25 protein-coding genes and 2 tRNA genes are annotated in these 23,530 nt (G+C 62.2%); 7 read left to right on the top strand and 20 right to left on the bottom strand.

The features are described from left to right. Nucleotides 1-10 precede the first annotated feature (10 nt). From AAG813_RS03895 to AAG813_RS03855, 9 genes are all read right to left on the bottom strand, one after another. On the bottom strand, nt 11-256 hold the full coding sequence (locus AAG813_RS03895) for a hypothetical protein (RefSeq protein WP_341912017.1): 246 nt from the start codon (nt 254-256) through the stop codon (nt 11-13). Between the two features lie 86 nt (nt 257-342). Next, entirely contained in the window at nt 343-549 is a 207-nt protein-coding gene (locus tag AAG813_RS03890; protein ID WP_341912145.1) for a DNA gyrase inhibitor YacG, read from the bottom strand. Nucleotides 550-604: 55 nt separating this feature from the next. Beyond that, nucleotides 605-1,360: a cell division protein ZapD gene (gene zapD, locus AAG813_RS03885; protein ID WP_341912015.1), complete on the bottom strand. Its 756-nt coding sequence runs from the start codon at nt 1,358-1,360 to the stop codon at nt 605-607. Between the two features lie 38 nt (nt 1,361-1,398). After that, nucleotides 1,399-1,998 carry a dephospho-CoA kinase gene (gene coaE, locus AAG813_RS03880; RefSeq protein WP_341912012.1) on the bottom strand — a complete coding sequence of 200 codons (600 nt, stop codon included), beginning with the start codon at nt 1,996-1,998 and terminating at the stop codon, nt 1,399-1,401. A 4-nt stretch (nt 1,999-2,002) separates the two neighbouring features. Continuing rightward, a complete protein-coding gene (locus AAG813_RS03875) occupies nt 2,003-2,863 on the bottom strand; it encodes a prepilin peptidase (protein WP_341912010.1) in 861 nt (286 codons plus the stop codon). Next, nucleotides 2,863-4,080, bottom strand: coding sequence for a type II secretion system F family protein (locus AAG813_RS03870; protein ID WP_341912008.1), 1,218 nt, complete (start codon nt 4,078-4,080; stop codon nt 2,863-2,865). Before AAG813_RS03870 ends, AAG813_RS03875 begins: the two co-directional genes overlap by 1 nt. Before the next feature lie 83 nt (nt 4,081-4,163). Beyond that, nucleotides 4,164-5,900 (bottom strand): type IV-A pilus assembly ATPase PilB, encoded by a 1,737-nt coding sequence (gene pilB / locus AAG813_RS03865; protein WP_341912006.1) that lies wholly within the window; start codon nt 5,898-5,900, stop codon nt 4,164-4,166. A 158-nt stretch (nt 5,901-6,058) separates the two neighbouring features. After that, nucleotides 6,059-6,135: transfer RNA gene (locus AAG813_RS03860), tRNA-Pro, on the bottom strand. A gap of 19 nt (nt 6,136-6,154) precedes the next feature. After that, nucleotides 6,155-7,138 carry a polyprenyl synthetase family protein gene (locus AAG813_RS03855; protein ID WP_341912003.1) on the bottom strand — a complete coding sequence of 328 codons (984 nt, stop codon included), beginning with the start codon at nt 7,136-7,138 and terminating at the stop codon, nt 6,155-6,157. A gap of 159 nt (nt 7,139-7,297) precedes the next feature. On the opposite strand from AAG813_RS03855, the gene rplU reads away from it, so the two are divergent. From rplU to proB, 4 genes are all read left to right on the top strand, one after another. Continuing rightward, complete coding sequence (rplU, locus tag AAG813_RS03850) at nt 7,298-7,609, top strand: 50S ribosomal protein L21 (protein WP_300511790.1); 312 nt, start codon at nt 7,298-7,300, stop codon at nt 7,607-7,609. 28 nt (nt 7,610-7,637) lie between these two features. After that, nucleotides 7,638-7,895 carry a 50S ribosomal protein L27 gene (gene rpmA, locus AAG813_RS03845; protein WP_096667180.1) on the top strand — a complete coding sequence of 86 codons (258 nt, stop codon included), beginning with the start codon at nt 7,638-7,640 and terminating at the stop codon, nt 7,893-7,895. Between the two features lie 131 nt (nt 7,896-8,026). Then, nucleotides 8,027-9,112: an Obg family GTPase CgtA gene (cgtA, locus tag AAG813_RS03840; protein WP_341912000.1), complete on the top strand. Its 1,086-nt coding sequence runs from the start codon at nt 8,027-8,029 to the stop codon at nt 9,110-9,112. A gap of 90 nt (nt 9,113-9,202) precedes the next feature. Beyond that, entirely contained in the window at nt 9,203-10,339 is a 1,137-nt protein-coding gene (gene proB / locus AAG813_RS03835; protein ID WP_341911998.1) for a glutamate 5-kinase, read from the top strand. Here proB and AAG813_RS03830 read toward each other — a convergent pair. Together AAG813_RS03830 and AAG813_RS03825 are read right to left on the bottom strand one after the other, a co-directional pair. Next, the gene (locus AAG813_RS03830; protein WP_341911996.1) at nt 10,329-10,826 is read right to left on the bottom strand and encodes a CNP1-like family protein; all 498 of its coding nucleotides are present in this window, start codon (nt 10,824-10,826) and stop codon (nt 10,329-10,331) included. The two genes, proB and AAG813_RS03830, sit on opposite strands and share 11 nt — an antisense overlap. Further along, the gene (locus AAG813_RS03825; protein WP_341911995.1) at nt 10,816-11,514 is read right to left on the bottom strand and encodes an RNA pyrophosphohydrolase; all 699 of its coding nucleotides are present in this window, start codon (nt 11,512-11,514) and stop codon (nt 10,816-10,818) included. The genes AAG813_RS03830 and AAG813_RS03825 overlap by 11 nt, the downstream gene beginning before the upstream one ends. Before the next feature lie 113 nt (nt 11,515-11,627). Between AAG813_RS03825 and AAG813_RS03820 the strand changes: the two genes are divergently transcribed. Both AAG813_RS03820 and AAG813_RS03815 read left to right on the top strand, forming a co-directional pair. Then, entirely contained in the window at nt 11,628-13,373 is a 1,746-nt protein-coding gene (locus AAG813_RS03820) for a proline--tRNA ligase (protein ID WP_341911993.1), read from the top strand. Between the two features lie 119 nt (nt 13,374-13,492). Further along, nucleotides 13,493-14,062, top strand: coding sequence for a lytic transglycosylase domain-containing protein (locus AAG813_RS03815; RefSeq protein WP_341911991.1), 570 nt, complete (start codon nt 13,493-13,495; stop codon nt 14,060-14,062). Between the two features lie 117 nt (nt 14,063-14,179). On the opposite strand, the gene AAG813_RS03810 is transcribed toward AAG813_RS03815, so the two are convergent. The 5 genes from AAG813_RS03810 to AAG813_RS03790 all read right to left on the bottom strand — a co-directional run bounded on the left by AAG813_RS03810 (nt 14,180) and on the right by AAG813_RS03790 (nt 20,805). Then, nucleotides 14,180-14,650 (bottom strand): NUDIX domain-containing protein, encoded by a 471-nt coding sequence (locus AAG813_RS03810; protein WP_341911989.1) that lies wholly within the window; start codon nt 14,648-14,650, stop codon nt 14,180-14,182. Further along, a complete protein-coding gene (locus AAG813_RS03805) occupies nt 14,647-15,627 on the bottom strand; it encodes an ATP-binding protein (protein WP_341911987.1) in 981 nt (326 codons plus the stop codon). Before AAG813_RS03805 ends, AAG813_RS03810 begins: the two co-directional genes overlap by 4 nt. Nucleotides 15,628-15,644: 17 nt before the next feature. After that, nucleotides 15,645-16,886: a bifunctional glutamate N-acetyltransferase/amino-acid acetyltransferase ArgJ gene (argJ, locus tag AAG813_RS03800; protein ID WP_341911985.1), complete on the bottom strand. Its 1,242-nt coding sequence runs from the start codon at nt 16,884-16,886 to the stop codon at nt 15,645-15,647. Nucleotides 16,887-16,923: 37 nt separating this feature from the next. Continuing rightward, nucleotides 16,924-19,689: a preprotein translocase subunit SecA gene (gene secA, locus AAG813_RS03795; protein ID WP_341911983.1), complete on the bottom strand. Its 2,766-nt coding sequence runs from the start codon at nt 19,687-19,689 to the stop codon at nt 16,924-16,926. Nucleotides 19,690-19,824: 135 nt separating this feature from the next. Further along, a complete protein-coding gene (locus tag AAG813_RS03790; RefSeq protein WP_341911981.1) occupies nt 19,825-20,805 on the bottom strand; it encodes a M23 family metallopeptidase in 981 nt (326 codons plus the stop codon). A 35-nt stretch (nt 20,806-20,840) separates the two neighbouring features. Here AAG813_RS03790 and AAG813_RS03785 point away from each other — a divergent pair, with 35 nt between their 5' ends. After that, nucleotides 20,841-21,158: a DciA family protein gene (locus tag AAG813_RS03785; RefSeq protein ID WP_341911979.1), complete on the top strand. Its 318-nt coding sequence runs from the start codon at nt 20,841-20,843 to the stop codon at nt 21,156-21,158. Nucleotides 21,159-21,270: 112 nt separating this feature from the next. Here the strand turns inward: AAG813_RS03785 and AAG813_RS03780 are convergent. The 4 genes from AAG813_RS03780 to AAG813_RS03765 form a co-directional block, all read right to left on the bottom strand. Continuing rightward, a tRNA-Thr gene (locus tag AAG813_RS03780) sits at nt 21,271-21,346 on the bottom strand. A gap of 12 nt (nt 21,347-21,358) precedes the next feature. After that, entirely contained in the window at nt 21,359-21,892 is a 534-nt protein-coding gene (locus AAG813_RS03775; RefSeq protein ID WP_341911978.1) for a ClpXP protease specificity-enhancing factor, read from the bottom strand. Nucleotides 21,893-22,055: 163 nt separating this feature from the next. Beyond that, the gene (locus AAG813_RS03770) at nt 22,056-22,667 is read right to left on the bottom strand and encodes a glutathione S-transferase N-terminal domain-containing protein (protein WP_096667159.1); all 612 of its coding nucleotides are present in this window, start codon (nt 22,665-22,667) and stop codon (nt 22,056-22,058) included. Between the two features lie 87 nt (nt 22,668-22,754). Next, nucleotides 22,755-23,522 (bottom strand): cytochrome c1, encoded by a 768-nt coding sequence (locus tag AAG813_RS03765; RefSeq protein ID WP_341912143.1) that lies wholly within the window; start codon nt 23,520-23,522, stop codon nt 22,755-22,757. Nucleotides 23,523-23,530 lie beyond the last annotated feature (8 nt).

Genomic DNA, 23,530 nt, shown 5'->3' with positions numbered 1-23,530 from the left:
TACTGGGGGTTTACTGGGTATACCCTTCACACGCCCCGGCATTGACCCGCCCCTTGCACTCGCGCTTGAGCCTGGCAGAGCGCTCTCTGGCGGTTTCCTGTGACCCGGGCATGAATTTGACGCTTTTGCCCGGTGGGGCGCTGGCTTTTTTTGGGGTCTTCTTGCTGGCCGCCAGGCTGGGGCCTGCCGCAAAGCCAAGCAGCAGGGTCGCTGCCAGCACAGCCGCCGCGCGGCGTGCCAAGGATGTTTGAATCATGTCCTGCTCCTCCCGTTGACCGACGGGCCTGCCATTTTTCCGTCCTGTCGTCTTGCCGTCTTGCCGTTTTTACACGATGACAGGCGCTATTGCAATCTGGCGTCGCCGTAAACCTGGTCATCTGGCGGTGCGTCCGCCGGCATGCGAAAACTCTCGCTGGCCCAGGCGCCCAGATCGATATTTTTGCAGCGCTCGCTGCAAAACGGCCTGAACCGGTTTTCGGGCGCATAAATGCTGGGGCCGCCACAGGTGGGGCAGACCACTGTTTTGGGTGGGGTCTGGTCTGGATTCATCGTCACAAGCTCAAGCTGGAAATCAGGGGTCAGGACGGGCGTCCGGCGGCCAGTCTCAGGAACAAAGCGTCAGTTCAAACGCGGCGTCGTCGGTGCAGGCGTGCAGCCGGTCGTCACTTTCATGGCGCATGAGGCGCACGGACACCATCAGGCGGTTGCCGCTGATCTCCGGAATCATCCCCAGGCCCGGATCGATCAGCAGACGAAGCAGCTGGAAGGTACGCCCCTGCGGCAGGGTTTGCTGGTATTGCCCGCCCGCCGCCACCACTTTTTGCGGCAGGCCGGAGTCGCGCAACAGCTTGAGCAACATCCGGACCGACTCGGCCAGTGGCACCAGCGTGGCGATCCAGCGCTGCAGGTCCCGCTGCCGCTGCTGCGCGTCAAAGTGTTGCCAGGCGTAATACGCCGGCAGATCGAATTCACAGGTTCCGCCGGGGATGCCGATGCGGCTGCGAATGCTCATGAGCCAGTCGTTTTCGGTCAGGGACTGCCCCGCTTTTCCGGGCAGGCTGTTCAAGGCCGCAAAACAGCCATCCAGCCGGCCGGTGACCTCATCCAGCACCGCCTCGGAAATCGCCGGGTTGCCGCGGTAGCCATTGAGCGTGTGTTTCTGCCGGTCCAGGTCCTTCAGTACATCGGTCTTCAGGTCGGCACGGGCCGCCACGTCCATGATTTCGAAAATGGTCGTGATCGCGTAGTGGTGGTCGGTCGGGTGCTCGCGCGCGGCCAGTTCGCCCAAGCGGTGAAACAGATGCTCAAGTCGCAAATAGGTACGAATGCGTTCGTTGAAGGGATACTCGTAAAGGATCACTGCGATATATCTTTTTCAGCGGGTTGGTGGTCCGTCCATCATAGCCCGAAGCGTTGCGACAGTTGCTGCACCATCACTGCCAGCGCCGCCAGTGACAGGGGTGCATCGTTGTAAATGCAGATGTCGGCGGCGGCTAGCCGCTGGTCGCGGCTCGCCTGTCCGGCCATGACACGCTCGACCGCTTCACGCGTCCATCCATTGCGCGCCATCACCCGGCTGACCTGGGTGGCCTCGCTGCAGTCCACCACCAGCACCTGGTCCACACGCTGGCGCCAGCGGCCTGACTCGACCAGCAGGGGAACATCAAACACGATGCAGGCACTGGCGGCCTGCGCTGCCTGACGGGCGGTTTCTTCGCCGACCAGCGGATGCACAATGGCTTCCAGCTGCTTTTTTGCCCCGGCATCCGCAAAAACCAGTTCGCGCATCGCGTCGCGGTTCAGGCCGCCTTCCGGCGTGATGAAGCGGGCACCAAACTGCCTGGCAAGCCCCTCCATGGCAACGCCCCCCGGCGCCGTGACCTGGCGCGCAATGGCGTCGGAATCAATCACCGCGGCGCCGCATTCGACCAGCATGGCGGCAACCGTGCTTTTTCCACTGCCAATGCCGCCCGTCAAGCCCACACGCAACGCCCGCATGCGGCTACAACCCGATGAAACGCAGGATGGACTGGGGACCAAACACCATGGCCGTCAACCCCGCACCTGCGAGGAAAGGTCCAAACGGCACATACCCGCCTTCGCGCAAGCCGCTGGAAAACTTCAACGCAATGCCGACCAGGGCACCGATCACCGACGCCATCAGGATCATCGGCACCAAGGCGCTCCAGCCGAACCACGCGCCCAAGGCCGCAAAAAGCTTGAAATCGCCGTAACCCATGCCTTCCTTGCCGGTCACCAGCTTGAAAGCCCAGTACACCAGCCACAAGGACAGGTAACCGGCCACCGTTCCCCACAGCGCATCCATGAGTTGTACCGCCGGGTTCCAGCCCAGCGCGGCGACGATCAACCCCGCCCAGAGCAGCGGCAGGGTCACGTCGTCCGGCAAAAGCGTGGTATCCCAGTCAATCAGCGCCAGTGCCAGCAAGGCGGCCGCAAAACCGCTCCAGGCCAGTCCGGTGGCGGTCAGGCCCCAACGCCAGGCGCAAAAAAAGAACAAGGCACCGGTGACAGCCTCCACCAGCGGATAGCGCCATCCGAATTTCGCGCCGCAGACAGAACATTTCCCCCGCAGAAAAAGGTAACTCAGGATGGGAATGTTTTCATACCAGGCAATCACATGACCGCAGCTTGAGCAGCGGGAACGGGGCACCATCAAGTTGAATTTTTCGGCGCTGTCTGCGACCTTGCCGGCAAGCTCGGCGCACTCGGCCGCCCACTGCCGTTCCATCATTTTCGGCAAGCGGTAAATGACCACATTGAGGAAACTGCCGACCAGCAGCCCCAGAATACCGGCCAGCGCAGCGTTGAATTCGGCCGACAAACCGAGCGCGAGCCCGGGCATCAGACCACTTGGCCCAGTTTGAAGATCGGCAGGTACATGGATACCACAATCCCGCCGATCAGGCCACCGAGGAACACGATGATGATGGGTTCCATCAGGCTGGACAGCCCGGCCACCATCTCATCGACCTCGGCCTCGTAAAAATCTGCTGCTTTGCCGAGCATGTGGTCCACGGAACCCGACTCTTCGCCGATGGCGCACATCTGCAGCACCATGGTTGGAAACAGGTTGGCATTGCCCATGGCCGCTGTCAGGCTGGTGCCGGTCGAGACTTCCTGCTGGATCTTCCGGGTGGCGTCCTCGTACAGGGAGTTGCCGGAAGCGCCACCGACCGAGTCGAGAGCCTCCACCAGCGGCACACCTGCGGCGAACATGGTCGACAGCGTGCGCGTCCAGCGGGCGATGCAGGATTTTTCAATCAGGGCGCCAAACACCGGCACCTTCAGCAGGAGCCGGTCCATCACCCGTTGCACTTTTTCATTGCGCTTCCAGGCCTGCATGAAAAAATAAATCCCACCCCCTACGCTGCCAAAAATAAGCCACCAGTAAGCCACAAAAAACTCGCTGATGGCCATCACAAACAATGTCGGGGCCGGCAAATCCGCACCGAAAGAGGTGAACACCTCCTTGAACGCGGGAATCACGAAAATCATGATCACCGCAACCACCACAAATGCCACCACCACCACCGAGGTCGGGTACATCAGTGCCGACTTGATTTTCGACTTGATGGCCTCGGTTTTTTCCATATAGACAGCGAGGCGGTCCAGCAGCTGCTCCAGGATACCGGCGGCCTCGCCGGCCTCCACCAGGTTGCAATACAGTGCATTGAAGTACAGCGGGTACTTGCGGAAGGCGGCGCTCAGGGAGGTGCCGGTTTCCACATCGGTGCGCACGTCATTGAGCAGTTTGGTCACGCTGGCATTGGCGTTGCCGCGTCCGACAATGTCGAAAGCCTGCAGCAGCGGCACGCCTGCCTTCATCATGGTGGCCAGCTGGCGCGTGAAAATGGCGATATCCCGGGGCTTGATGGACTTGCCCGAACGCATGCTGCGCTTTTTGATCTTGGTTGCCAGTACGCCCTGACGGCGCAGGGAGGCCTTGACCTGGTTTTCCCCCACAGCCCGGGTTTCACCCCGCACCTGCTTGCCGTTGCGATCCTTGCCTTCCCACTCGAAGACAAATTCCTTGATGTCTCTGGATGCTGCAGTTGCCATGGTGCCTTCTTCAGTAAGGAAGTGATGTTGGGGACTCGAAATGTCCAGCGACGCGACCGACCCGCTTGTTGAAGTGCAAGTGCCTACACATTGGTGCAGGCCAGCACTTCCTCGAGCGAGGTCATGCCGAGTTTGACTTTGTGCAGCCCCGCTCCGCGCAGGCTTTTGACACCTTCGCTCTCTGCCTGCGCAGCGATTTCGAGCGCGCTGCCATCACGCAGGATGATGCGCTGGAGTTCCTCCGTGATGGGCATGACCTGGTAAACCCCGACCCGGCCCTTGTAACCGTTGTTGCACATCGAGCAGCCGACCGGCCGGTAAGGCGTCCAGGACCCGTCCACATCCTCTTCCTTGAACCCGGCTTCCAGCAGGGTTTCGCGCGGGATGTCGGCGGGTGCCTTGCAGTTGGGGCACAGACGCCGCGCCAGACGCTGGGCCGTGATCAGGATGACGCTCGATGCGATGTTGAAAGGGGCAATACCCATGTTGCGCAGGCGCGTCAACGTGGCCGGCGCATCATTGGTGTGCAGGGTGGACAGCACCAGGTGGCCGGTCTGGGCCGCCTTGATGGAGATTTCGGCGGTTTCCAGATCACGGATCTCACCCACCATGATGATGTCGGGATCCTGCCGCAAAAAAGCCTTCAGCGCCACAGAGAAAGTCAGGCCAGCCTTGTCATTCATGCTGACCTGGTTGACGCCAGGCAGGTTGATCTCGGCCGGGTCCTCGGCCGTGGCGATATTCACGCCCGGCTTGTTCAGGATATTCAGGCAGGTGTACAGGGACACGGTTTTGCCGGAGCCGGTCGGACCGGTCACCAGCACCATGCCGTAGGGACGCTGCACTGCCTTGAGCAGGCGCTCCTTTTCAATGGGCTCGTAACCCAGTGCATCAATGCCGAGTTTGGCGCTGCTCGGATCCAGGATACGGATCACGATTTTTTCACCAAACATGGTGGGCAGGGTGCTGACGCGGAAATCGATCACTCGGTCGGGACCGATTTTCAGCTTCATCTTCCCGTCTTGAGGAACCCGCTTTTCCGAAATGTCCATCTTCGAGATGACCTTGATCCGCGAGGCCAGCTTCTCCTTGATGGCCACAGGTGGCGAGGCAATCTCGCGTAGCTCGCCGTCGATGCGGAAGCGCACCCGGTAGGTGTGCTCGTAAGGTTCGAAATGCAGATCCGAGGCCCGCATGCTGAATGCGTCAAGCAGCATTTTGTGCAGGAATTTGACGACCGGCGCGTCCTCGACCTCCGAAACACCGGTGTCGTTGCTGTCCGCGCTGGCCGCCTCAGCGGTGGACTCATCAAATTCAAAATCATCACCAATGATGCTGTCCATGGCTTCGGACGCGGTGGTGGCAGACGCCTCCACCATCTTGGACAGCTTGTCGTATTCGGCGATGACCCAGTCCACGCCCATCTGGGTGGAAAACTTGATTTTTTCTGCAGCTTCCTGATCGGACGGATCGGCGGTGGCGACGATCAGGCGATTGCTGCGCTTGCTCAGGACCACAATCCGGTATGCCTGACAGATTTTGGCGTCCAGCAAACCTTTGGGCAGGCGCTGTGTGTCTATCGCGTTCAGATCAAGCAGGGGGGCCGCAAACGCGGTGGACATGGTGTGTGCGAGGTCCGACGGGGATACCGCACCGGAACCGGTCAATTCGGCAATAAAGCTGGTACGCCCGCTTTGGGCCTTGCGAAAGATGTCTTCCGCGGCCTTCTGCCCCAGCTTGCCGGCAATGACCAACGCCCTGCCCAAGCCGGGCAATGCCAGCGCGGCGGGTGCATTGCTTACAGAATCGACAGCTGCCATGGTTTAGAGAATCCAGCCCGAATTGATAAAATTGACATCATCGTCGATAGATCTGGCGGTGTAAATCTAAAAGCGTTCTGTCTTTGACCCGGTGTTGGAACAAAGCAAAGATCAGGCATCCGCGGACGGGATGAGGGGGAACGGGAGCGGACCATGAATGGTCGGGGTGAGAGGATTCGAACCTCCGGCCTCTACGTCCCGAACGTAGCGCTCTACCAGGCTAAGCTACACCCCGAAAAGTGCCGAACCAGGCGTCAGGAACGACGCTGCAGCAGCTGAGAAGCCAATTGTAGCAAGGCCCCGCTGCAGGGGTTATCCCCAAGTACTGCCAATGCCTGGACAGCACGTTGGGCCTCCGCAGCGGCCGCATCCCGGGTCGCCTGCAAGGCACCGGTCTTGCGGACAATGGCCACAATTTCGGCCAGCTGAGCCGTCCCGCCGGTCTCGATGGCCTGCCGGATGGTGGCCTGCTCATCGGCGGTGCCACGCTGCATGGCGATGATCAGCGGCAGGGTCGCCTTGCCCTCGCGCAGGTCGTCCCCGAGGTTTTTCCCCATTTCCTCGGCATCACCGTCATAGTCCAGAACATCGTCAATCACCTGAAAGGCGGTTCCCAGCGCCTGTCCGTAGTCGGCGCAGGCAAGCTCTATCTCAGCCGGCGCCTGCGCGAGCAAGGCAGCCAGCCGGGCGCTCGCCTCGAACAGCTTGGCGGTTTTGGAGCGGATCACGCGCAGATAGCCTTCTTCGGACAGGCCGGCATCGTGCATGTTCATCAATTGCAGCACTTCACCTTCAGCAATGATGTTGGTCGCCTCGGCCAGGGTTTGCATGATGCGCATGTCGCCGGCATCAACCATCATCTGGAAGGCCCTGGAATAAAGGAAATCTCCCACCAGAACACTGGCCGGATTGCCAAAGGCAGCATTGGCGGTGGCCCGGCCCCGGCGCAGGGCGGACTCGTCCACCACGTCGTCATGGAGCAAGGTCGCCGTATGTATGAATTCCACCACAGCGGCCAGATTGAAACGCTGCTCGCCCCGATAACCCAATGCGCCGCACATCAGCAGCAGCAACGCAGGGCGCAGGCGCTTGCCACCGGCGGCGATGATGTACTGCGATATCTGGCTGACGAGGGGCACCTCGGTGCTCAGGCGGCGTGCGATCACCGCGTCCATGGCCTGCATGTCATCGGCAATCAGGGCCAGTGCGGCGGCGGTGCTAGAAGAATTTACAGACAAAACGGTCCAGACATGAGATTTCAGGAATTATAGAAAGCAAGCACACCGGCCGGCACATCCAGCGGCGCCGAACCGAGGTCGTGTGACAAATAATCGCGCCGTGCTAGAATCTAGGGCTCTGTGGAAATCCGTCCGCAGAACTCACATACGAGGTCTCACATGTACGCGGTCATAAAAACCGGCGGCAAACAATACAAAGTTGCCACTGGTGAAAAAATTAAAGTAGAACAGATTGCTGCGGACGTAGGCCAAGAGATCGTTATTGACCAGGTATTGGCAGTCGGAAGCGGCAGCACAATCACGGTTGGTACGCCCTTGGTGTCCGGCGCTACTGTTACGGTAACTGTCCTGTCTCACGGCAGAGGCGACAAAGTGCGCATTTTCAAAATGCGTAGGCGCAAGCACTACCAAAAACGTCAAGGTCACCGTCAGAACTTCACGGAACTGCAAATCGGCGTCATCGCCGGCTAAGCAGCGACGCACCAAGGAGTATTGAAAAATGGCACAGAAAAAAGGCGGCGGCTCTACGCGAAATGGGCGCGATTCCAAGCCAAAGATGCTGGGCGTCAAGAAGTTTGGCGGCGAAGTGATCAACGCAGGCAGCATCATCGTGCGCCAGCGTGGCACCAAGTTCCATCCGGGCGTCAATGTCGGCATCGGCAAGGACCACACCCTGTTTGCACTCGTGGACGGTTCGGTCTCGTTTGCAGTCAAGGGCGCGCTGAACAAGCACACCGTCAACGTGACACCAGCGTAAGCTGATCACTTCGATGGCATCGAAGCCCCGCTTGGTCGGGGCTTTGTTGTTTGGGTCCCTCTTGTTTTCCAGTCTTTGTAAACTATCTTAAGGATACAAGCAGCCCCTGCTGCCGACCCCCTTTCAAAATCATGAAATTTGTTGACGAAGCCTATATTGACATCGCCGCGGGCGATGGCGGGAGTGGCTGCGTCTCCTTCCGCCATGAAAAGTACAAGGAGTTCGGGGGCCCGAACGGGGGTGACGGCGGACGCGGCGGGCATGTGTATGCCCTCGCGGACGTGAACCTGAACACCCTGGTGGATTTCCGTTTTTCGCGCCGTCACCATGCGCGCAACGGCGAGCACGGTATGGGTTCGGACATGTTTGGCGCCAAGGGCGACGACATCATCCTGAAGATGCCGGTGGGCACCATCCTGACCGACGCTGAAACCGGCGAGGTGCTGTATGAGCTGCTGGTGCCCGGTGAGGAAGTTCTGATCGCCAAGGGCGGCGACGGCGGTTTCGGCAACCTGCGCTTCAAGAGCTCGACCAACCGCGCGCCGCGCAGCAAGACGCCAGGCTGGCCCGGTGAGCACAAAAGCCTCAAGCTGGAACTGAAAGTGCTGGCCGACGTGGGCCTGCTGGGCATGCCCAATGCCGGTAAATCCACCTTCATTTCGGCGGTTTCCAACGCCAGGCCGCGAATTGCCGACTACCCCTTCACCACCCTGCACCCCAACCTCGGTGTGGTGCGGGTCGGCCCGGAACAGAGTTTTGTCGTTGCCGACTTGCCCGGCCTGATCGAGGGCGCCTCCGAAGGTGCCGGTCTGGGCCACCTCTTCCTGCGCCACCTGCAGCGCACCCGCCTGCTGCTGCACATTGTGGACATGGCGCCGTTTGACGACAGCGTCGATCCGGTGGCACAGGCCAAGGCGATTGTCGGCGAGCTCAAGAAGTACGATGCGGCCTTGTATGACAAGCCTCGCTGGCTGGTGCTCAACAAGCTCGACATGGTGGATGCGGACAAGCGTGCCGCGCTGGTCAAGGACTTCGTCAAGCGTTTCAAGTTCAAGGGCCCGGTTTTCGAGATCTCGGCCCTGACCCGCGAGGGCTGCGAGCAGCTGGTCAAGACGATTTACCAGCATGTCAAGTCGGTGCAGAAAAGCGAGCAGGAACCGGAAGAGGTCGACCCGCGTTTTGCGGACTTGCCGGCCGAGCCGCCGGCGGCCGGCTGAAACCGCCTGCCACCTTCTTCTTCCGCGCTACATAAACAGTAGCTACTCGCGTCCAGCCAGCTTGGGCTGGAGCACTAAAATACCCTGAACATGCAGGAAAAAACAGCGTCCACCGTCCTTCTCCACGCCAGACGCATCGTCGTCAAGGTCGGCTCCAGCCTGGTCACCGACGAAGGCCGGGGGCTGGATGCGCAGGCCATCGGGCAGTGGTGCCAGCAGCTCGCCGTGCTGGTCAAAAGCGGCCGGGAGGTCATCATGGTCAGCAGCGGCGCCATCGCCGAGGGCATGAAGCGGCTGGGCTGGGCGACGCGTCCCAAGGCCATCCATGAACTGCAGGCCGCTGCCGCGGTCGGCCAGATGGGTCTGGTGCAGGTGTACGAAAGCCAGCTGCGTGAAAACGGCGTCGGCAGTGCACAGGTGCTGCTCACCCATGCCGACCTGGCCGATCGCGAACGTTACCTCAACGCCCGCTCCACCCTGCTGAGCCTGCTGCAGCTCGGTGTGGTGCCGGTCATCAATGAAAACGACACCGTGGTCACCGACGAAATCAAGTTCGGCGACAACGACACCTTGGGCGCGCTGGTCGCCAACCTGGTTGATGCCGATGCGCTGATCATCCTGACCGACCAGAAGGGCCTGTACACCGCAGACCCGCGCAAGGATGCCTCCGCGCGGTTTGTCCATGAAGCCCAGGCCGGTGACCCGGCGCTGGAAGCCATGGCGGGCGGCGCCGGCTCCAGCATCGGCAAGGGCGGCATGATCACGAAAATCCTGGCGGCCAAACGTGCCGCTGGCTCCGGCGCCTCCACCGTGATTGCCTGGGGCCGTGAACCGAATGCCCTGATCCGCCTGACGCAGGGCGAGGCCATCGGCACGCTGCTGGTTGCCCAGACGGGGAAGAACCAGGCCCGCAAGCAATGGATTGCCGACCACCTGCAGCTGCGAGGCGCCGTGACGGTGGACGCCGGCGCCGCCGTCAAGGTGCGCGATGAGGGCAAAAGCCTGCTGCCGATCGGCATGACCACCGTGCAGGGCGAGTTTTCCCGGGGCGACGTGATTGCCATCCGCGACGGCGACGGTACCGAAGTCGCGCGGGGGCTGGCCAACTATTCCAGCGCCGAGGCCCGGCTGATCTGCCGCAAACCCTCTTCAGAATTTGAAAAGCTGCTCGGTTACACCGGCGAAGCCGAAATGATTCACCGGACCAACCTGGTGCTTACGGCCTGAGCCCCTGGGTCTTGAGCAGGCGGACCATTTCCTCGACCGAGGTCGGGGGCGCCGAGTTGTTGCAGGCACCTGCCCTGGCCAGCTGCAGCGCATGCCGCGTCGCCGGGTTGCCAAAAAGCGAGCGCCACTGCGGCTCGTTCACCTTGACCCAGGCACCCTCCGGGGTGTAGCGGGCATAGGTCTTGAGCTCCCCGCTGACGCAGCGCAGGCCTTCGTAAAACACATTGCGCGCACCGCTGGCGCTGCTGGCGACCATCACGTAGCGGACGATCCCGTCGTCCGATATGCGCAAGGTGGCCGGATCCACGCCAAACACCAGCGAGGAACCCGTCACTTCAAACGTCAGCAATTTGCGCGTGTCAAAAGCCGGCGGCGCCGGCACCTCGCCCTCTTTCCAGTCGAGCGGATCGGTGTTGATGTTCGGTTGCGCCGAGGCCGTCAAAGACAGGCCCAGCAAACATGCTGCCCCCCAGGATTTAAATGTCATGCTTGTCTTTTCTGGCAGCCGCCATGAAGCTGGTTTGGGGATCGGGTTCAAAGGTTGCGCCGGGCGGCAACTCGAAGGATGCGCCGGGCATGCCGGCACCGCGCAAGCCCTGAAGCCCCGGTTCGCCAGCACCGGCATCGGCCGGATCGCGGTGGCGCATGCCCCCACGCAAATAGCGGTTGCGGTGGTCGGGCCGCGGCTCGAAGCGATGGTCGAAACGCGGTACAAAACGCGACAGCTCGGTCAGCGCCATTTCATAGACGCCGCGCTTGAATTCCACGACCACGTCCAGCGGGACCCAGTAGTCGTTCCAGCGCCAGGCGTCGAACTCCGGATGGTCGGTGGCGCGCAGGTTCAGGTCCCAGTCGTGACCGACCAGCTGCAGGAGAAACCAGATCTGTTTCTGGCCTTTGTAATGTCCGCGCGCATCGCGGCGGATAAACCGGTCAGGCACCTCATAGCGCAACCAGTCCCGGGTCCGGGCAAGCAACTGCACATGTTGCGGCATCAGCCCCACTTCTTCATGCAGTTCGCGGAACATGGCCTGCTCGGGATTTTCGCCCCGATCAATGCCACCCTGCGGAAACTGCCACGAGTGGGTACGGATACGCTTGCCCCAAAATACCTGACTTCTCTGGTTGAGCAAGATGATGCCGACGTTGGGCCGAAAGCCGTCCCGGTCAAGCATAATCAAACCTCAATTTTTTAAACTGAGTCCATTATGCACAGCAGAATGCTCAGAGCCAAGCGCACGCCGGGGCGGCAGTCCCAAAAACCTCACGAAGCCCGGAAAAACCGTCCATGAAAGCCTCCCAGTTCTTCATTTCCACCCTCAAGGAAGCGCCCGCCGACGCCGAGGTGGTCAGCCACCAGCTGATGATGCGCGCCGGCATGATCAAGAAACTGGGCGCCGGCATCTACAACTACATGCCCATGGGCCTGCGCGTCATCCGCAAGGTGGAAGCCATCGTGCGCGAGGAAATGAACCGCGCCGGCGCCGTTGAAATGAGCATGCCGGTGATCCAGCCGGCCGAGCTATGGCAGGAAACCGGCCGGTTCGCCGCCATGGGGCCGGAACTGCTGCGCATCAAGGACCGCCATGGCCGCGACTTTGTGGTGCAGCCGACCAGCGAAGAGGTCGTGACCGACGTGATGCGCCAGGACATCAAGAGCTACAAGCAGCTGCCGAAAAACCTGTACCAGATCCAGACCAAATTCCGCGACGAACGCCGGCCGCGTTTCGGCCTGATGCGCGGGCGCGAGTTCATCATGAAGGATGCCTACAGCTTTGACCGCGACCAGACCGCCGCCAAAGCCAGCTACCAGGTGATGGCGCAGGCCTACCGCCGGATTTTTGACCGCTTCGGGCTGACCTACCGCGCCGTCGCGGCCGACAGCGGCGCGATTGGCGGCGACCTCAGTGAAGAATTCCAGGTGATTGCGGCCACCGGCGAAGACGCCATCGTTTACTGCCCGGAGAGCAGCTACGCCGCCAACATGGAAAAAGCCGAGGCGCTGGCGCCCCAGACGGCGCGCCCAGATCCGGCGCAAGCCATGACCCGGACACCGACGCCGGGCAAGGCCACCTGTGCCGACGTGGCCGAACTGCTGGGCCTGCCGCTGGCACGCACCGTCAAGTCGCTGGTGCTGGCCACCGATGAACTCAACGACTACGACGAAGTGGTCAAGACCCAGGTCTGGCTGCTGCTGCTGCGCGGTGACCACGACATGAACGAAGTCAAGCTTGGCAAGCTGCCGGGGCTCAATACAGGCTTCCGTTTTGCCACCCTGGAGGAGATCGAAGCGCACTTTGGCTGCAAGCCGGGTTACCTCGGACCGGTGGGCCTGAAGAAGCCGCTCAACATCGTGGCCGACCGGGAGGTGGCGGTGATGAGCGACTGGATCTGCGGCGCCAACGAAGCTGACTTTCACCTCACCGGCGTCAACTGGGGCCGGGACCTGCCCGAGCCCGACCTGATCGCCGACATCCGCAACGTGGTGGCGGGTGACGCCTCACCCGACGGCCAGGGCCTGCTGGCGATTGAACGCGGCATCGAGGTGGGCCATGTGTTCCACCTCGGCACCAAATACAGCCAGGCGATGAACGCGACCTTTCTCGACGAAAACGGCAAGCCGCAGTTCCTCGAAATGGGCTGCTACGGCATCGGCATCACACGCCTGCCGGCCGCCGCCATTGAGCAGAACCATGACGAGCGCGGCATCATCTGGCCGGACGCGATTGCACCGTTTACCGTGGTGCTCTGCCCCATCAGCCCGGACCGCTTTCCCGAGGTGAAGACAGCGGCGGAGAAGCTGCATGACGAGCTGGCCGCGGCCGGCGTGGACGTGATCCTGGACGACCGCGGTGAGCGGCCCGGGGCCATGTTTGCCGACTGGGAGCTCATCGGGGTGCCGCACCGCGTCACCATCGGCGACCGCGGCCTCAAAGACGGCCAGCTGGAATACCAGCACCGCCGCGACGCCGCATCGAGCAAGATCGACGTGGCCGACGCCTTCACTTTCCTCAAGGGAAAGCTGACCCTCTGAGCGCAATGAGGCCGTCCCACGTCTTCCTATCGCCACCGGCACCTGCGGCAGCCGCCCTCCCGTCGGCTGCCGGACTTTCAAGAAGAAAGTGCCTGCAGTCCTTTTCCGCTTTGGGGGGAGTGCTCCTTTTTTCGGAGCAATCCTGGGCTGGCGCGCAGATCGAAGAACCCCTGATCGACTCGGTTCGCACGGCGCTGAGTTCAGCCATCGCCAGCCAGGCACCGCCGGTGCCCGAATTTCGCGACACCGAAAGCCGCCTCGCCTACCTGCGCTGGCTGGGCGCCATGAGCGACCGGCTCTGGAAGAAAAAGCCGGAATGGCAGATCCGCAAGGAGTTCCTGCAGACGGTCTGGTACGAAAGCAAACGCGCCGGCCTGGACGTGGCGCTGGTGTTGGGCCTGATCCAGGTCGAAAGCAACTTCCGTAAATTTGCGGTCAGCCGTGTCGGTGCCCGGGGTTACATGCAGGTCATGCCCTTCTGGACCCGGGTCATTGGCGACGGCGACCCCGGCAAGCTGTTTCACATGCAGACCAACCTGCGTTTTGGCTGCGTGATCCTGCGGCACTACCTGGACCGGGAAAAGGGCGACCTGTTCCTGGGCCTGGGCCGCTACAACGGCTCGCGCGGCAAGGCGCCCTACCCGGATGCAGTGCTGGGAGCGAGAAAACAGTGGGAGCTTGCAGCCTGAGGCCGAGTCTCCGGCAGCAGCCGGATTGACCAGTCAAAAGTACCTCAAGCCCTTATCCAGCAAGCGCAAACAGCTATAAATAACATAGCAATTCAAGGCCGCCTGTGACCGAACCGGTCAGCCGGCGGCGTACGTGGCCCCGGCAAACTGGCGTTCGGTGGCGAACCACGCCAGCACCGGCAGCGTGCCCGGCAAGACCGGCTGGACCGCCACCGGCAGGCGCTGCCAGGCAAACTGCTGGCCCTCGTGCATCTGCAGCTCACCCGTCCAGTCGAACACCTTGCAGAAATGCAGCCGCACCAGCGCATGCGGGTAGTCCACCACTTCCACCTTCCAGGGCTGGACCGCGCCTATCGTGATGCCGATTTCCTCGTGAAGCTCGCGGCGCAGGGCCTGCTCCACCGTCTCGCCGGCCTCCAGCTTGCCGCCGGGGAACTCCCAGTAGCCCTCGTAGACCTTGCCCGGCGGGCGCGAGGTCAGCAGGAAGTCGCCATCCGGCCGCAGCAACACACCCACGGCGACATCGACCACCTTGCGGTCAGCGCCGCCCTCACGCGGACGTTGGCCGTCGGCGATCAGCACACTCATGTTGCGTGATCAGCCGCCTGGTCGCCAGGTTCAGACGCCGCAGCCGCGCTAGCAGCGGCAGCGGGCCGCTCGTAGGCGGCGATGGACGCCGGGGCGGTGGGCCGTTGGTCACTGTCGCGGCCGGCGTAGTCGCGGGCGAACTGGTAGGCCACGCGGCCGCTGCGTGAGCCGCGCTCCAGTGCCCAGACCAGCGATGCCGGTTTCGCTGCGTTGATCGCCTCCTGGCCCACGCCAAACGACGACAGCCACTGCGCAACGATGGTCAGGTATTCGTCCTGGCTGAACGGGTAGAAGCTGACCCACAGGCCGAAACGCTCGGACAGCGAAATCTTTTCCTCGACGACCTCGCCGGGATGCACCTCGCCGTCTTCGCTGCGGCTGTAGGTCAGGTTCTCCGTCATGTACTCGGGCAGAAGGTGGCGCCGGTTGCTGGTCGCGTAAATCAGCACGTTCGGCGTGGCCGCGGCGATGGAGCCGTCGAGAATGGACTTGAGCGCCTTGTAGCCGGGCTCGCCTTCCTCAAAACTCAGGTCGTCGCAGAACACGATGAATTTTTCGCTCAGGCCGGAGACCACGTCGACGATGTCGGGCAGGTCGGTCAGGTCGGTCTTGTCGACCTCGATCAGGCGCAGGCCGCGCGCCGAATAGGCGTTGAGACAGGCCTTGATCAGCGAGGACTTGCCAGTGCCGCGGGCGCCGGTCAGCAGCACGTTGTTGGCGGGCTTGCCGAGCACGAACTGCTCGGTGTTGCGCCGGATCTTTTCCTTCTGGTCCTCGATTTCCTTGAGGTCCGTGAGGCTCATGTTGCCGATGTGGCGCACCGGCTCCAACGAGCCGTGGCCGGAACTGCGCTTGCGGTAGCGGTAGGCGACCGAGGCGCTCCAGTCCGGCGCCGACAGCGGTTGCGGCAACACGGATTCAATACGCGCCAGCAGGGATTCCGCACGCACCATCAGGCGTTCAAATTGCTCGTTCATGTCGGTGGTGGCAGCACTCAGCTGCGGTAATCGGCGTTGATCTTGACGTAGTCGTAGGACAGGTCACAGGTCCAGACCGTGTCAACGGCCTGGCCGCGGCCCAGCACCACGCGCACCGTGATTTCGCTTTGTTTCATCACGCGCTGGCCGTCGGCCTCGACGTAACCCGGATGGCGTCCGCCGTGTTGGGCCACCAGCACTTCGTCCAGGTAAAGATCGATTTGTGTCTGGTCCAGATCGGCGATGCCGGCGTACCCAACCGCCGCCAGGATGCGGCCCAGGTTGGGGTCGCTCGCAAAAAACGCCGTCTTGACCAGCGGCGAATGCGCAATCGCGTAAGCCACCTGGCGGCACTCGGCGCCGGTCTTGCCGCCCTCGACGCGGATGGTGATGAACTTGGTCGCACCCTCGCCGTCGCGCACAATCGCCTGCGCCAGCTTTTTCGCGATGTCCAGCATGGCCGACTTCAGCGTCTGGCCGTCGGGGCTGTCCAGCGCGGTGATGGGCGCATGGCTCGCGCGGTTGGTGGCCATCACCACAAAGGAGTCGTTGGTCGAGGTGTCGCCGTCCACGGTGACGCGGTTGAACGAGCCCTCGGCCAGTTCGGTGGCCAGTTGCGCCATCAGGCCCTGGGCCACACAGGCGTCGGTCGCCAGGAAGCCCAGCATGGTCGCCATGTTGGGCCGTATCATGCCGGCGCCCTTGCTGATGCCGGTGATGGTCACGGGCACGCCGCCCAGGGTGATGCGGCTGGAAAACGCCTTGGCCACGGTGTCCGTGGTCATGATGGCTTCAGCGGCCCGGCCCCAGTGGTCGGCTTGGGCATCGGCCAGAGCGGCGGGAAGGCCTGCGGCAATTCGCTCATGCGGCAGTGGCTCCATGATCACACCGGTGGAAAACGGCAGGATCTGCTCCGGGGCGATATTGAGTTCGCGCGCCAGCGCGATGCAGCTGGCATGTGCCCGGCTCAGGCCGTCCGCGCCGGTGCCGGCATTGGCGTTGCCGGTGTTGATCAGCATGGCGCGTATGCCCAGGCTCTGGCCGCCGTTTTTGGCGAGGTGCTCGCGGCATATCTGCACCGGTGCGGCGCAAAAGCGGTTTTGCGTGAACACCGCCCCCACCGAGGCGCCCTCATCGAGCAGCAGCACCGACAGGTCCTTGCGGCCGGCCTTGCGTATGCCCGCCTCGGCAATGCCCCAGCGCACGCCAGGCACGGGATGGAGCTGGTCGGCAGGCGTGGCAAGCAGGTTCACGGGCATGGTGTCTTGGCTCCAGAAGCAGGCCGACGGACGCTACTCAATTGAGTTTGCCGTGGCAGAGTTTGTATTTTTTCCCCGAGCCGCAAGGGCAGGGGTCGTTGCGGCCCACGCGTGGGACGGCGCCGGCCGGCATGGCCTGCTTGTAACGCAGCGATTCCTCGTCCACCGTGGTTTCCACCTCGCCGGTTTCGGTCGGCGCCGTGTAGGTCACGTTGGCGATCCGCTCGGCGCGGTCTTCCATTTCCTCGGCGGCCTGGCCAAGCTGTTCGCCCGACTGGACCTGGACCGTCATGAGCAATTTGGTGACTTCGTTTTTCACGCTGTCGAGCAGCTGGCCGAACAGCTCGAAGGCCTCGCGCTTGTACTCCTGCTTGGGCTGCTTCTGGGCGTAGCCGCGCAGGTGAATGCCCTGGCGCAGGTAGTCGAGCGAGCTCAGGTGCTCGCGCCAGTGCGAGTCAATGCTCTGCAGCAGCACGATGCGCTCGAACTGGGTGAAGTTGTCCGCGCCGATTTTCTCGACCTTGTCGGCAAAGGCGGCATTGGCGGCGGCGATCACCTTTTCCAGCAGGTCCTCGTCGGTGATGGCGCTGGCCGCCTGGACCTCGTCGTGCAGGGAGATCTCGATATGCCATTCGTCACGCAGCACTTTCTCCAGGCCCGCAATATCCCACTGCTCTTCCACGCTTTCGGCCGGGATGTACTGGCGCACCAGGTCGGTGAAGCAGCCCTCGCGCAGCGAGGCGATCTGCCCTTCCAGGTCGGCCGCGTCCATGATGTCGTTGCGCTGCTGGTAAATCACCTTGCGCTGGTCGTTGGCGACGTCATCGTATTCCAGCAGCTGCTTGCGGATGTCGAAGTTGCGTGCTTCCACCTTGCGCTGGGCAGACTCGATGCTGCGTGTCACGATGCCGGCCTCGATGGCCTCACCGTCCGGCATCTTGAGCCGCTCCATGATGGCGCGGACCCGGTCGCCGGCAAAAATCCGCATCAGCGTGTCATCGAGGCTCAGGTAAAAACGCGAGGAGCCGGGGTCACCCTGACGGCCCGAGCGGCCGCGCAGCTGGTTGTCGATACGGCGGGACTCGTGCCGCTCCGTTGCAATGATGCGCAGTCCGCCGAGCGCCTTGACCTTTTCGTGGTCCTGCGCCCACTGCGCGCGCAGACGGGCGATTTCAACGGCTTTGGCATCAGCGTCCAGCGACTCGTCGGCCTCGACGGCTTCGACCAGTTTCTCCACGTTGCCACCCAGCACAATGTCCGTGCCGCGGCCGGCCATGTTGGTGGCGATCGTGATCATGCCGGGACGGCCGGCCTGGGCCACGATGTCGGCCTCACGCGCATGTTGCTTGGCGTTGAGCACCTGGTGCGGCAGGTTTTCCTTGTCCAACAGCTGGTCGATGATTTCCGAATTCTCGATCGACGTGGTGCCCACCAGCACCGGCTGGCCGCGTTCGTGGCATTCGCGGATGTCCTTGATCGCCGCCTCGTATTTTTCACGCGTGGTCTTGTACACGCGGTCGAGCTGGTCCTCGCGCCGGCTCGGACGGTTCGGCGGAATCACCGTGGTCTCGAGTCCGTAGATTTCCTGGAACTCGTAGGCCTCGGTGTCGGCGGTGCCGGTCATGCCGGCCAGCTTGCCGTACAGGCGGAAGTAATTCTGGAAGGTGATCGATGCGAGGGTCTGGTTCTCGGCCTGGATCTCCACGCCCTCTTTCGCCTCGACGGCCTGGTGCAGGCCCTCGCTCCAGCGCCGGCCCGACATCAGGCGGCCGGTGAACTCGTCGACAATCACAATCTCGCCGTCCTGCACCACGTAGTGCTGGTCGCGGTGGTACAGGTGGTTGGCACGCAGGGCTGCGTACAGATGGTGCATCAGCGAAATGTTCGCCGGGTCGTACAGCGTGGCGCCTTCGGGAATCAGGCCCAGGCTGAACAGGATGCGTTCGGCGTTTTCGTGGCCCTGCTCGGTCAGGAACACCTGGTGGGTCTTTTCATCAAGCGTGAAGTCGCCGGGCTTGATGATGCCCTCGCCAGTGCGCGGGTCGGCTTCGCCTTCCTGTCGCGTCAGCAGGGGAACCACCTTGTTGATGGCCAGGTACATCTCGGTGTGGTCTTCGGCCTGGCCGCTGATGATCAGCGGCGTGCGGGCTTCGTCAATCAGGATCGAGTCCACCTCATCAACGATGGCGTAGTTCAGCCCACGCTGAACGCGGTCGGCCACTTCGTAGACCATGTTGTCGCGCAGGTAGTCAAAGCCGAATTCGTTGTTGGTGCCGTAGGTAATATCGGCAAGGTAGGCCTCCTGCTTCTCGGGGCGCTGCATGTTCGGCAGGTTGATGCCGACCGTCAGGCCCAGGAAGTTGTAGAGCTTGCCCATCCAGCGGGCATCGCGGTTGGCGAGGTAGTCGTTGACCGTGACCACATGCACGCCCTTGCCGGTCAGCGCATTGAGGTAGACCGGCAGCGTCGCCGTCAGGGTCTTGCCTTCGCCGGTTCCCATCTCGGAAATCTTGCCGTTGTGCAGCGCCATGCCACCCAGCATCTGCACGTCGAAGTGGCGCATCTTCATGACACGCTTGCTGCCTTCCCGGACCACGGCAAAGGCTTCAGGGAGGATTTCATCCAGGGTCTCGCCCTTGGTCACGCGGTCTATGAATTCCCGGGTCTTGGCACGCAGCTGCTCGTCATCAAGGGCTTCCAGTGGCGCTTCCAGCGCATTGATTTGCTCGATGGATTTGCGGTAGGTTCTGAGCAGGCGGTCGTTGCGGCTGCCGAAGATTTTGGTCAGGATATTGGAAGCCATAAATGCGAGGCCGCGCTGACAGCTCCCATGAGCGGGCAGTGCGGCCGAAATCCTTATTGAGTATCGACTTAGGTAGGGGCGCTGCCAGCTGGTTTCAACTGCGCGCGAAGCGCCGATTTTACCTCTGCCGCGCCCTTACTTCGGCCGGACCGCCTGAACGGACGCTCCCAGGGCCGGAGGAACAGTGGCAAGCGCCACCGGCGCGGGCAGTTTCTGGCCCGCCGTCAGGAATTTCTGGGGATCCTGGAACACGCCCTGCACCAGCACTTCAAAATGCAGGTGCGGCCCGGTCGAGCGCCCGGTCGTGCCCACCTCGGCAATTTTTTGGCCCCGCCTGATCAGGTCGCCCTTTTTGACCATCACCCTGGAGGCATGGCCATAACGCGACACCAGGTCGTTGCCGTGGTCGATTTCGACCATGTTGCCGTACGCCGGGTGATATTCCTGCGTGACCACCACGCCACCCGCTGCGGCAAGAATCGACGTGCCGGGTTCTGCCGGGAAATCCAGGCCCGTGTGCAGCGCGGAGCGCCCGTTCAGCGGATCAATCCGCCAGCCGAAGGCCGACCCGAGCACGCCACCTGCGACCGGCTGCTGGGTGGGCACCATCATTTTCTTGATCTTCTGGTCAAACAGCCTGGATTCCATCACGGTCATGAGGTCCACGCGTTGATCCGTCAACTTGTCGAGATCGGCCAGGGTCACCTGCAGCTCTTCCATGCTCAGCGAACGTCCTTCCACCAGCGCGCCGCCGCGCCCGGGCTGGCTCCTGATCTCGCTGGGGTTGACACCTGCCAGGCCCGACACCCGTTCACCGAGCGATTCGAGCTGAATCATCTTGGCCTGCATCTCGCCCAGGCGTTTGGCCATGGCGTCGAGGTTTTCCCGCATGAAGCGGTCCCGTTGTTCGAACTCGTCCTTGACCACCAGTTTGACGAGGCCACCAATCACCGGCCAGCCCTCGCGCGCGCCCTTGAGGAAAACCCAGTGGTACATGCCCGCCGCCACCAGCATCAACGCCAGTGCCGCGACAAAACCCGCCACCACCAGCTTGGTCCCGCTCAGATAAATGGCACGGCTTTGCGCCAGCCAGGCATCCGTGATAATCAAATGCACGTGTTCGTCTCCTTCACAATCAGAGCCTGATAACCTTGACCTCCAGCCCCCGCCTTCACCAGGCTGTCACGTTCAGCCAGGCTGTCGAGAACTCGCCATCGCTGGCGCGGCTGGCCGGGCTCGTCCAGGAATCCAGCGACAGGCTCAGGGCTGTCGAGTCCCTGATTCCCGAAGCCTTGCGCCCCGCGATTCAGGCCGGTCCAATCGAAGACGGGGTATGGTGCCTGCTGGTCAGCAGCAATGCCGCTGCAGCCAAAGTACGCCAGTTGTTGCCCCTGCTCCTGACTCGCCTGACCGACAAAGGTTGGAAGGTTACCTCAATTCGGTTGAAGATACTAATCAGCCGAAAGTAGCAGGAAGCCTGACCCTGTGCATGGCGAAGGCGTGACCTGCCTTCGGCAGGCTGCTATCAAAAGAGTGGTTGGCCCTGCCCTTGGGCACATGACCGGGGCAGGAGGAAATGAATGGTGCCGCTTGTCGGATTCGAACTGACGACCTACCGCTTACAAGGCGGTTGCTCTACCAACTGAGCTAAAGCGGCACAAACTCTATCTTACTTGACGCGCGTGAGTGAAGGGCGCTTGCCCTGCGGCGGTTTGGGTGGTTCGGGCGGTTCCGTATCATCGTCGCGCGCCGAAGAGGTGGTGTTGGCTGGCACCAATTGTACGATCTTCGCTTCTGCCGCTGCAGACGGATCCGCCTCCGTTGCGACCGACTGCGCTTCTTCCGACTGAACCGGTGACTGGGAAACGCCCACCGACGGACCTGCCGCCAGCGGAAACGCCATCCCCTGGCCATTTTCGCGGGCGTAAATCGCAATCACACGGCCGATGGGCACCATGATCTCGCGGGCACTTCCGGCAAAACGCGCCTTGAACTCGATGAAGTCGTTGCCCAACTTGAGCGAGCTCGTGGCATCAAAACTGATGTTGAGCACGATCTCGTTGTTCTTGACGTATTCACGCGGCACCTGAACGGTTTCATCCACCGCCACCGCCACATAAGGCGTGAGTCCGTTGTCGGTACACCAGTCGTACAGCGCACGTATCAGGTACGGGCGTGTGGAGGTGGAGTCCAGGGCGTTCATGAAATCAGCCACGCGAGATCCGGGCCAGCGCGATCAACGAAGCTGCAAGTCTGGGGCCCCGCTCCTTCAAGCAGGGGCCGCGGGTCCGGCTCTGCCGGCCCGCAGGCGCAGCGACCCCCTCGGGGGGCAGCGCAGTACGCGAAGCGACAAGCGTGGGGGCCATTTATTTCCTCATGACCTTCTCGGACGGCGTCAGCGCCTCGATGTAGGCCGGACGCGAGAAGATGCGCTCGGCGTACTTGAGCAGCGGCGCGGCGTTCTTCGACAGGTCGATGTCGTAGTAGTCCAGGCGCCAGAGCAGCGGCGCAATCGCCACGTCGAGCATGGAGAAGTTGTCACCCAGCATGAACTTGTTTTTCAGGAACACCGGGGCCAGCTGCGTCAGGCGGTCGCGGATGTGCGAACGGGCCTTTTCGAGTGCCTTTTCATTGCCCTTGGACGCGCGTGCTTCCAGCGTGCTGACGTGGACGAACAGTTCTTTCTCGAAGTTGAGCAGGAACAGGCGAACCCGCGCACGGTCGACCGGGTCGCCGGGCATCAGTTGCGGGTGCGGGAAACGCTCGTCGATGTACTCATTGATGATGTTCGACTCGTACAGAATCAGGTCACGCTCCACCAGAATCGGCACCTGGCCGTAGGGGTTCATGACATTGATGTCTTCGGGCTTGTTGTACAGGTCCACATCGCGGATTTCGAAATCCATGCCCTTCTCAAACAGCACAAAACGGCAGCGATGCGAAAACGGGCAGGTCGTGCCTGAATAAAGGACCATCATGGTTCGGAACTCCTAAATGCAAAGGAGTGGAAGCGTTGAAGGCATCCACTCCAGAAGGTGCCGGGAAGCCAGCCCCGGCGAAAAAAATTACTTGATGTCTTTCCAGAACGCCGCGTTCAGGCGCCAGGCAACAAAAGTCAGACCCAGCAGAAACAGCAGCACCCAGGCACCCACCCTGACGCGGGTGTTCTGTGCAGGCTCGGCCATCCATTGCAGGTAGCCCACCAGGTCACCCATGGCCTGGTCGTACTGCAGGTTCGTCATGGTGCCGGGTGTCACTTGCTGCCAGCCCTTGAAGACCGCGACCTTGTGGCCGTGCTCTTCCTTTTCCTCGTACAGCGGCTTGCGCTCGCCGGACAGTTCCCACAACACATGCGGCATGGCAACAGAGGGGAACGCCAGGTTGTTCCAGCCGGTGATAGTGGTGTCGTCGCGGTAATACGTACGCAGATAGGTGTAGAGGTAATCCGCACCCGTGCCCCCCGCGCCGGCGCGTGAACGCGCGACCACGGTCAGGTCAGGCGGGTTAGCGCCAAACCAGTCCTTGGCCTGCTTCGGGTCGATCGAGGCCTTCATGGTTTCGCCCACCTTGTCGGTGGCAAACAACAGGTTGTCCTTGATCTGCTGCTCGGTCAGACCGATGTCGCGCAGGCGGTTGTAGCGCATGAACGCAGCGGAGTGGCAGTTCAGGCAGTAGTTGACGAACAGCTTGGCGCCGTTCTGCAGCGCGCCCAGGTCGTTGGTCTTGTTGGGCGCCTTGTCCCAGGCAATGCCCGTGGACGCCGCGTGCGCGCCCGTACCGGCCAGCGCCAGCACGACGGCAAAACCCAGAGCCAGTTGTTTCAGTGTCTTCATCATGTCAG

Origin of the sequence: Polaromonas sp. YR568 (assembly GCF_943371715.1) — a bacterium.
Lineage (GTDB): Bacteria > Pseudomonadota > Gammaproteobacteria > Burkholderiales > Burkholderiaceae_C > Polaromonas.
Note: the sequence above shows the minus strand (reverse complement) of the source record. Positions and strands in the feature narration are given on the sequence as shown.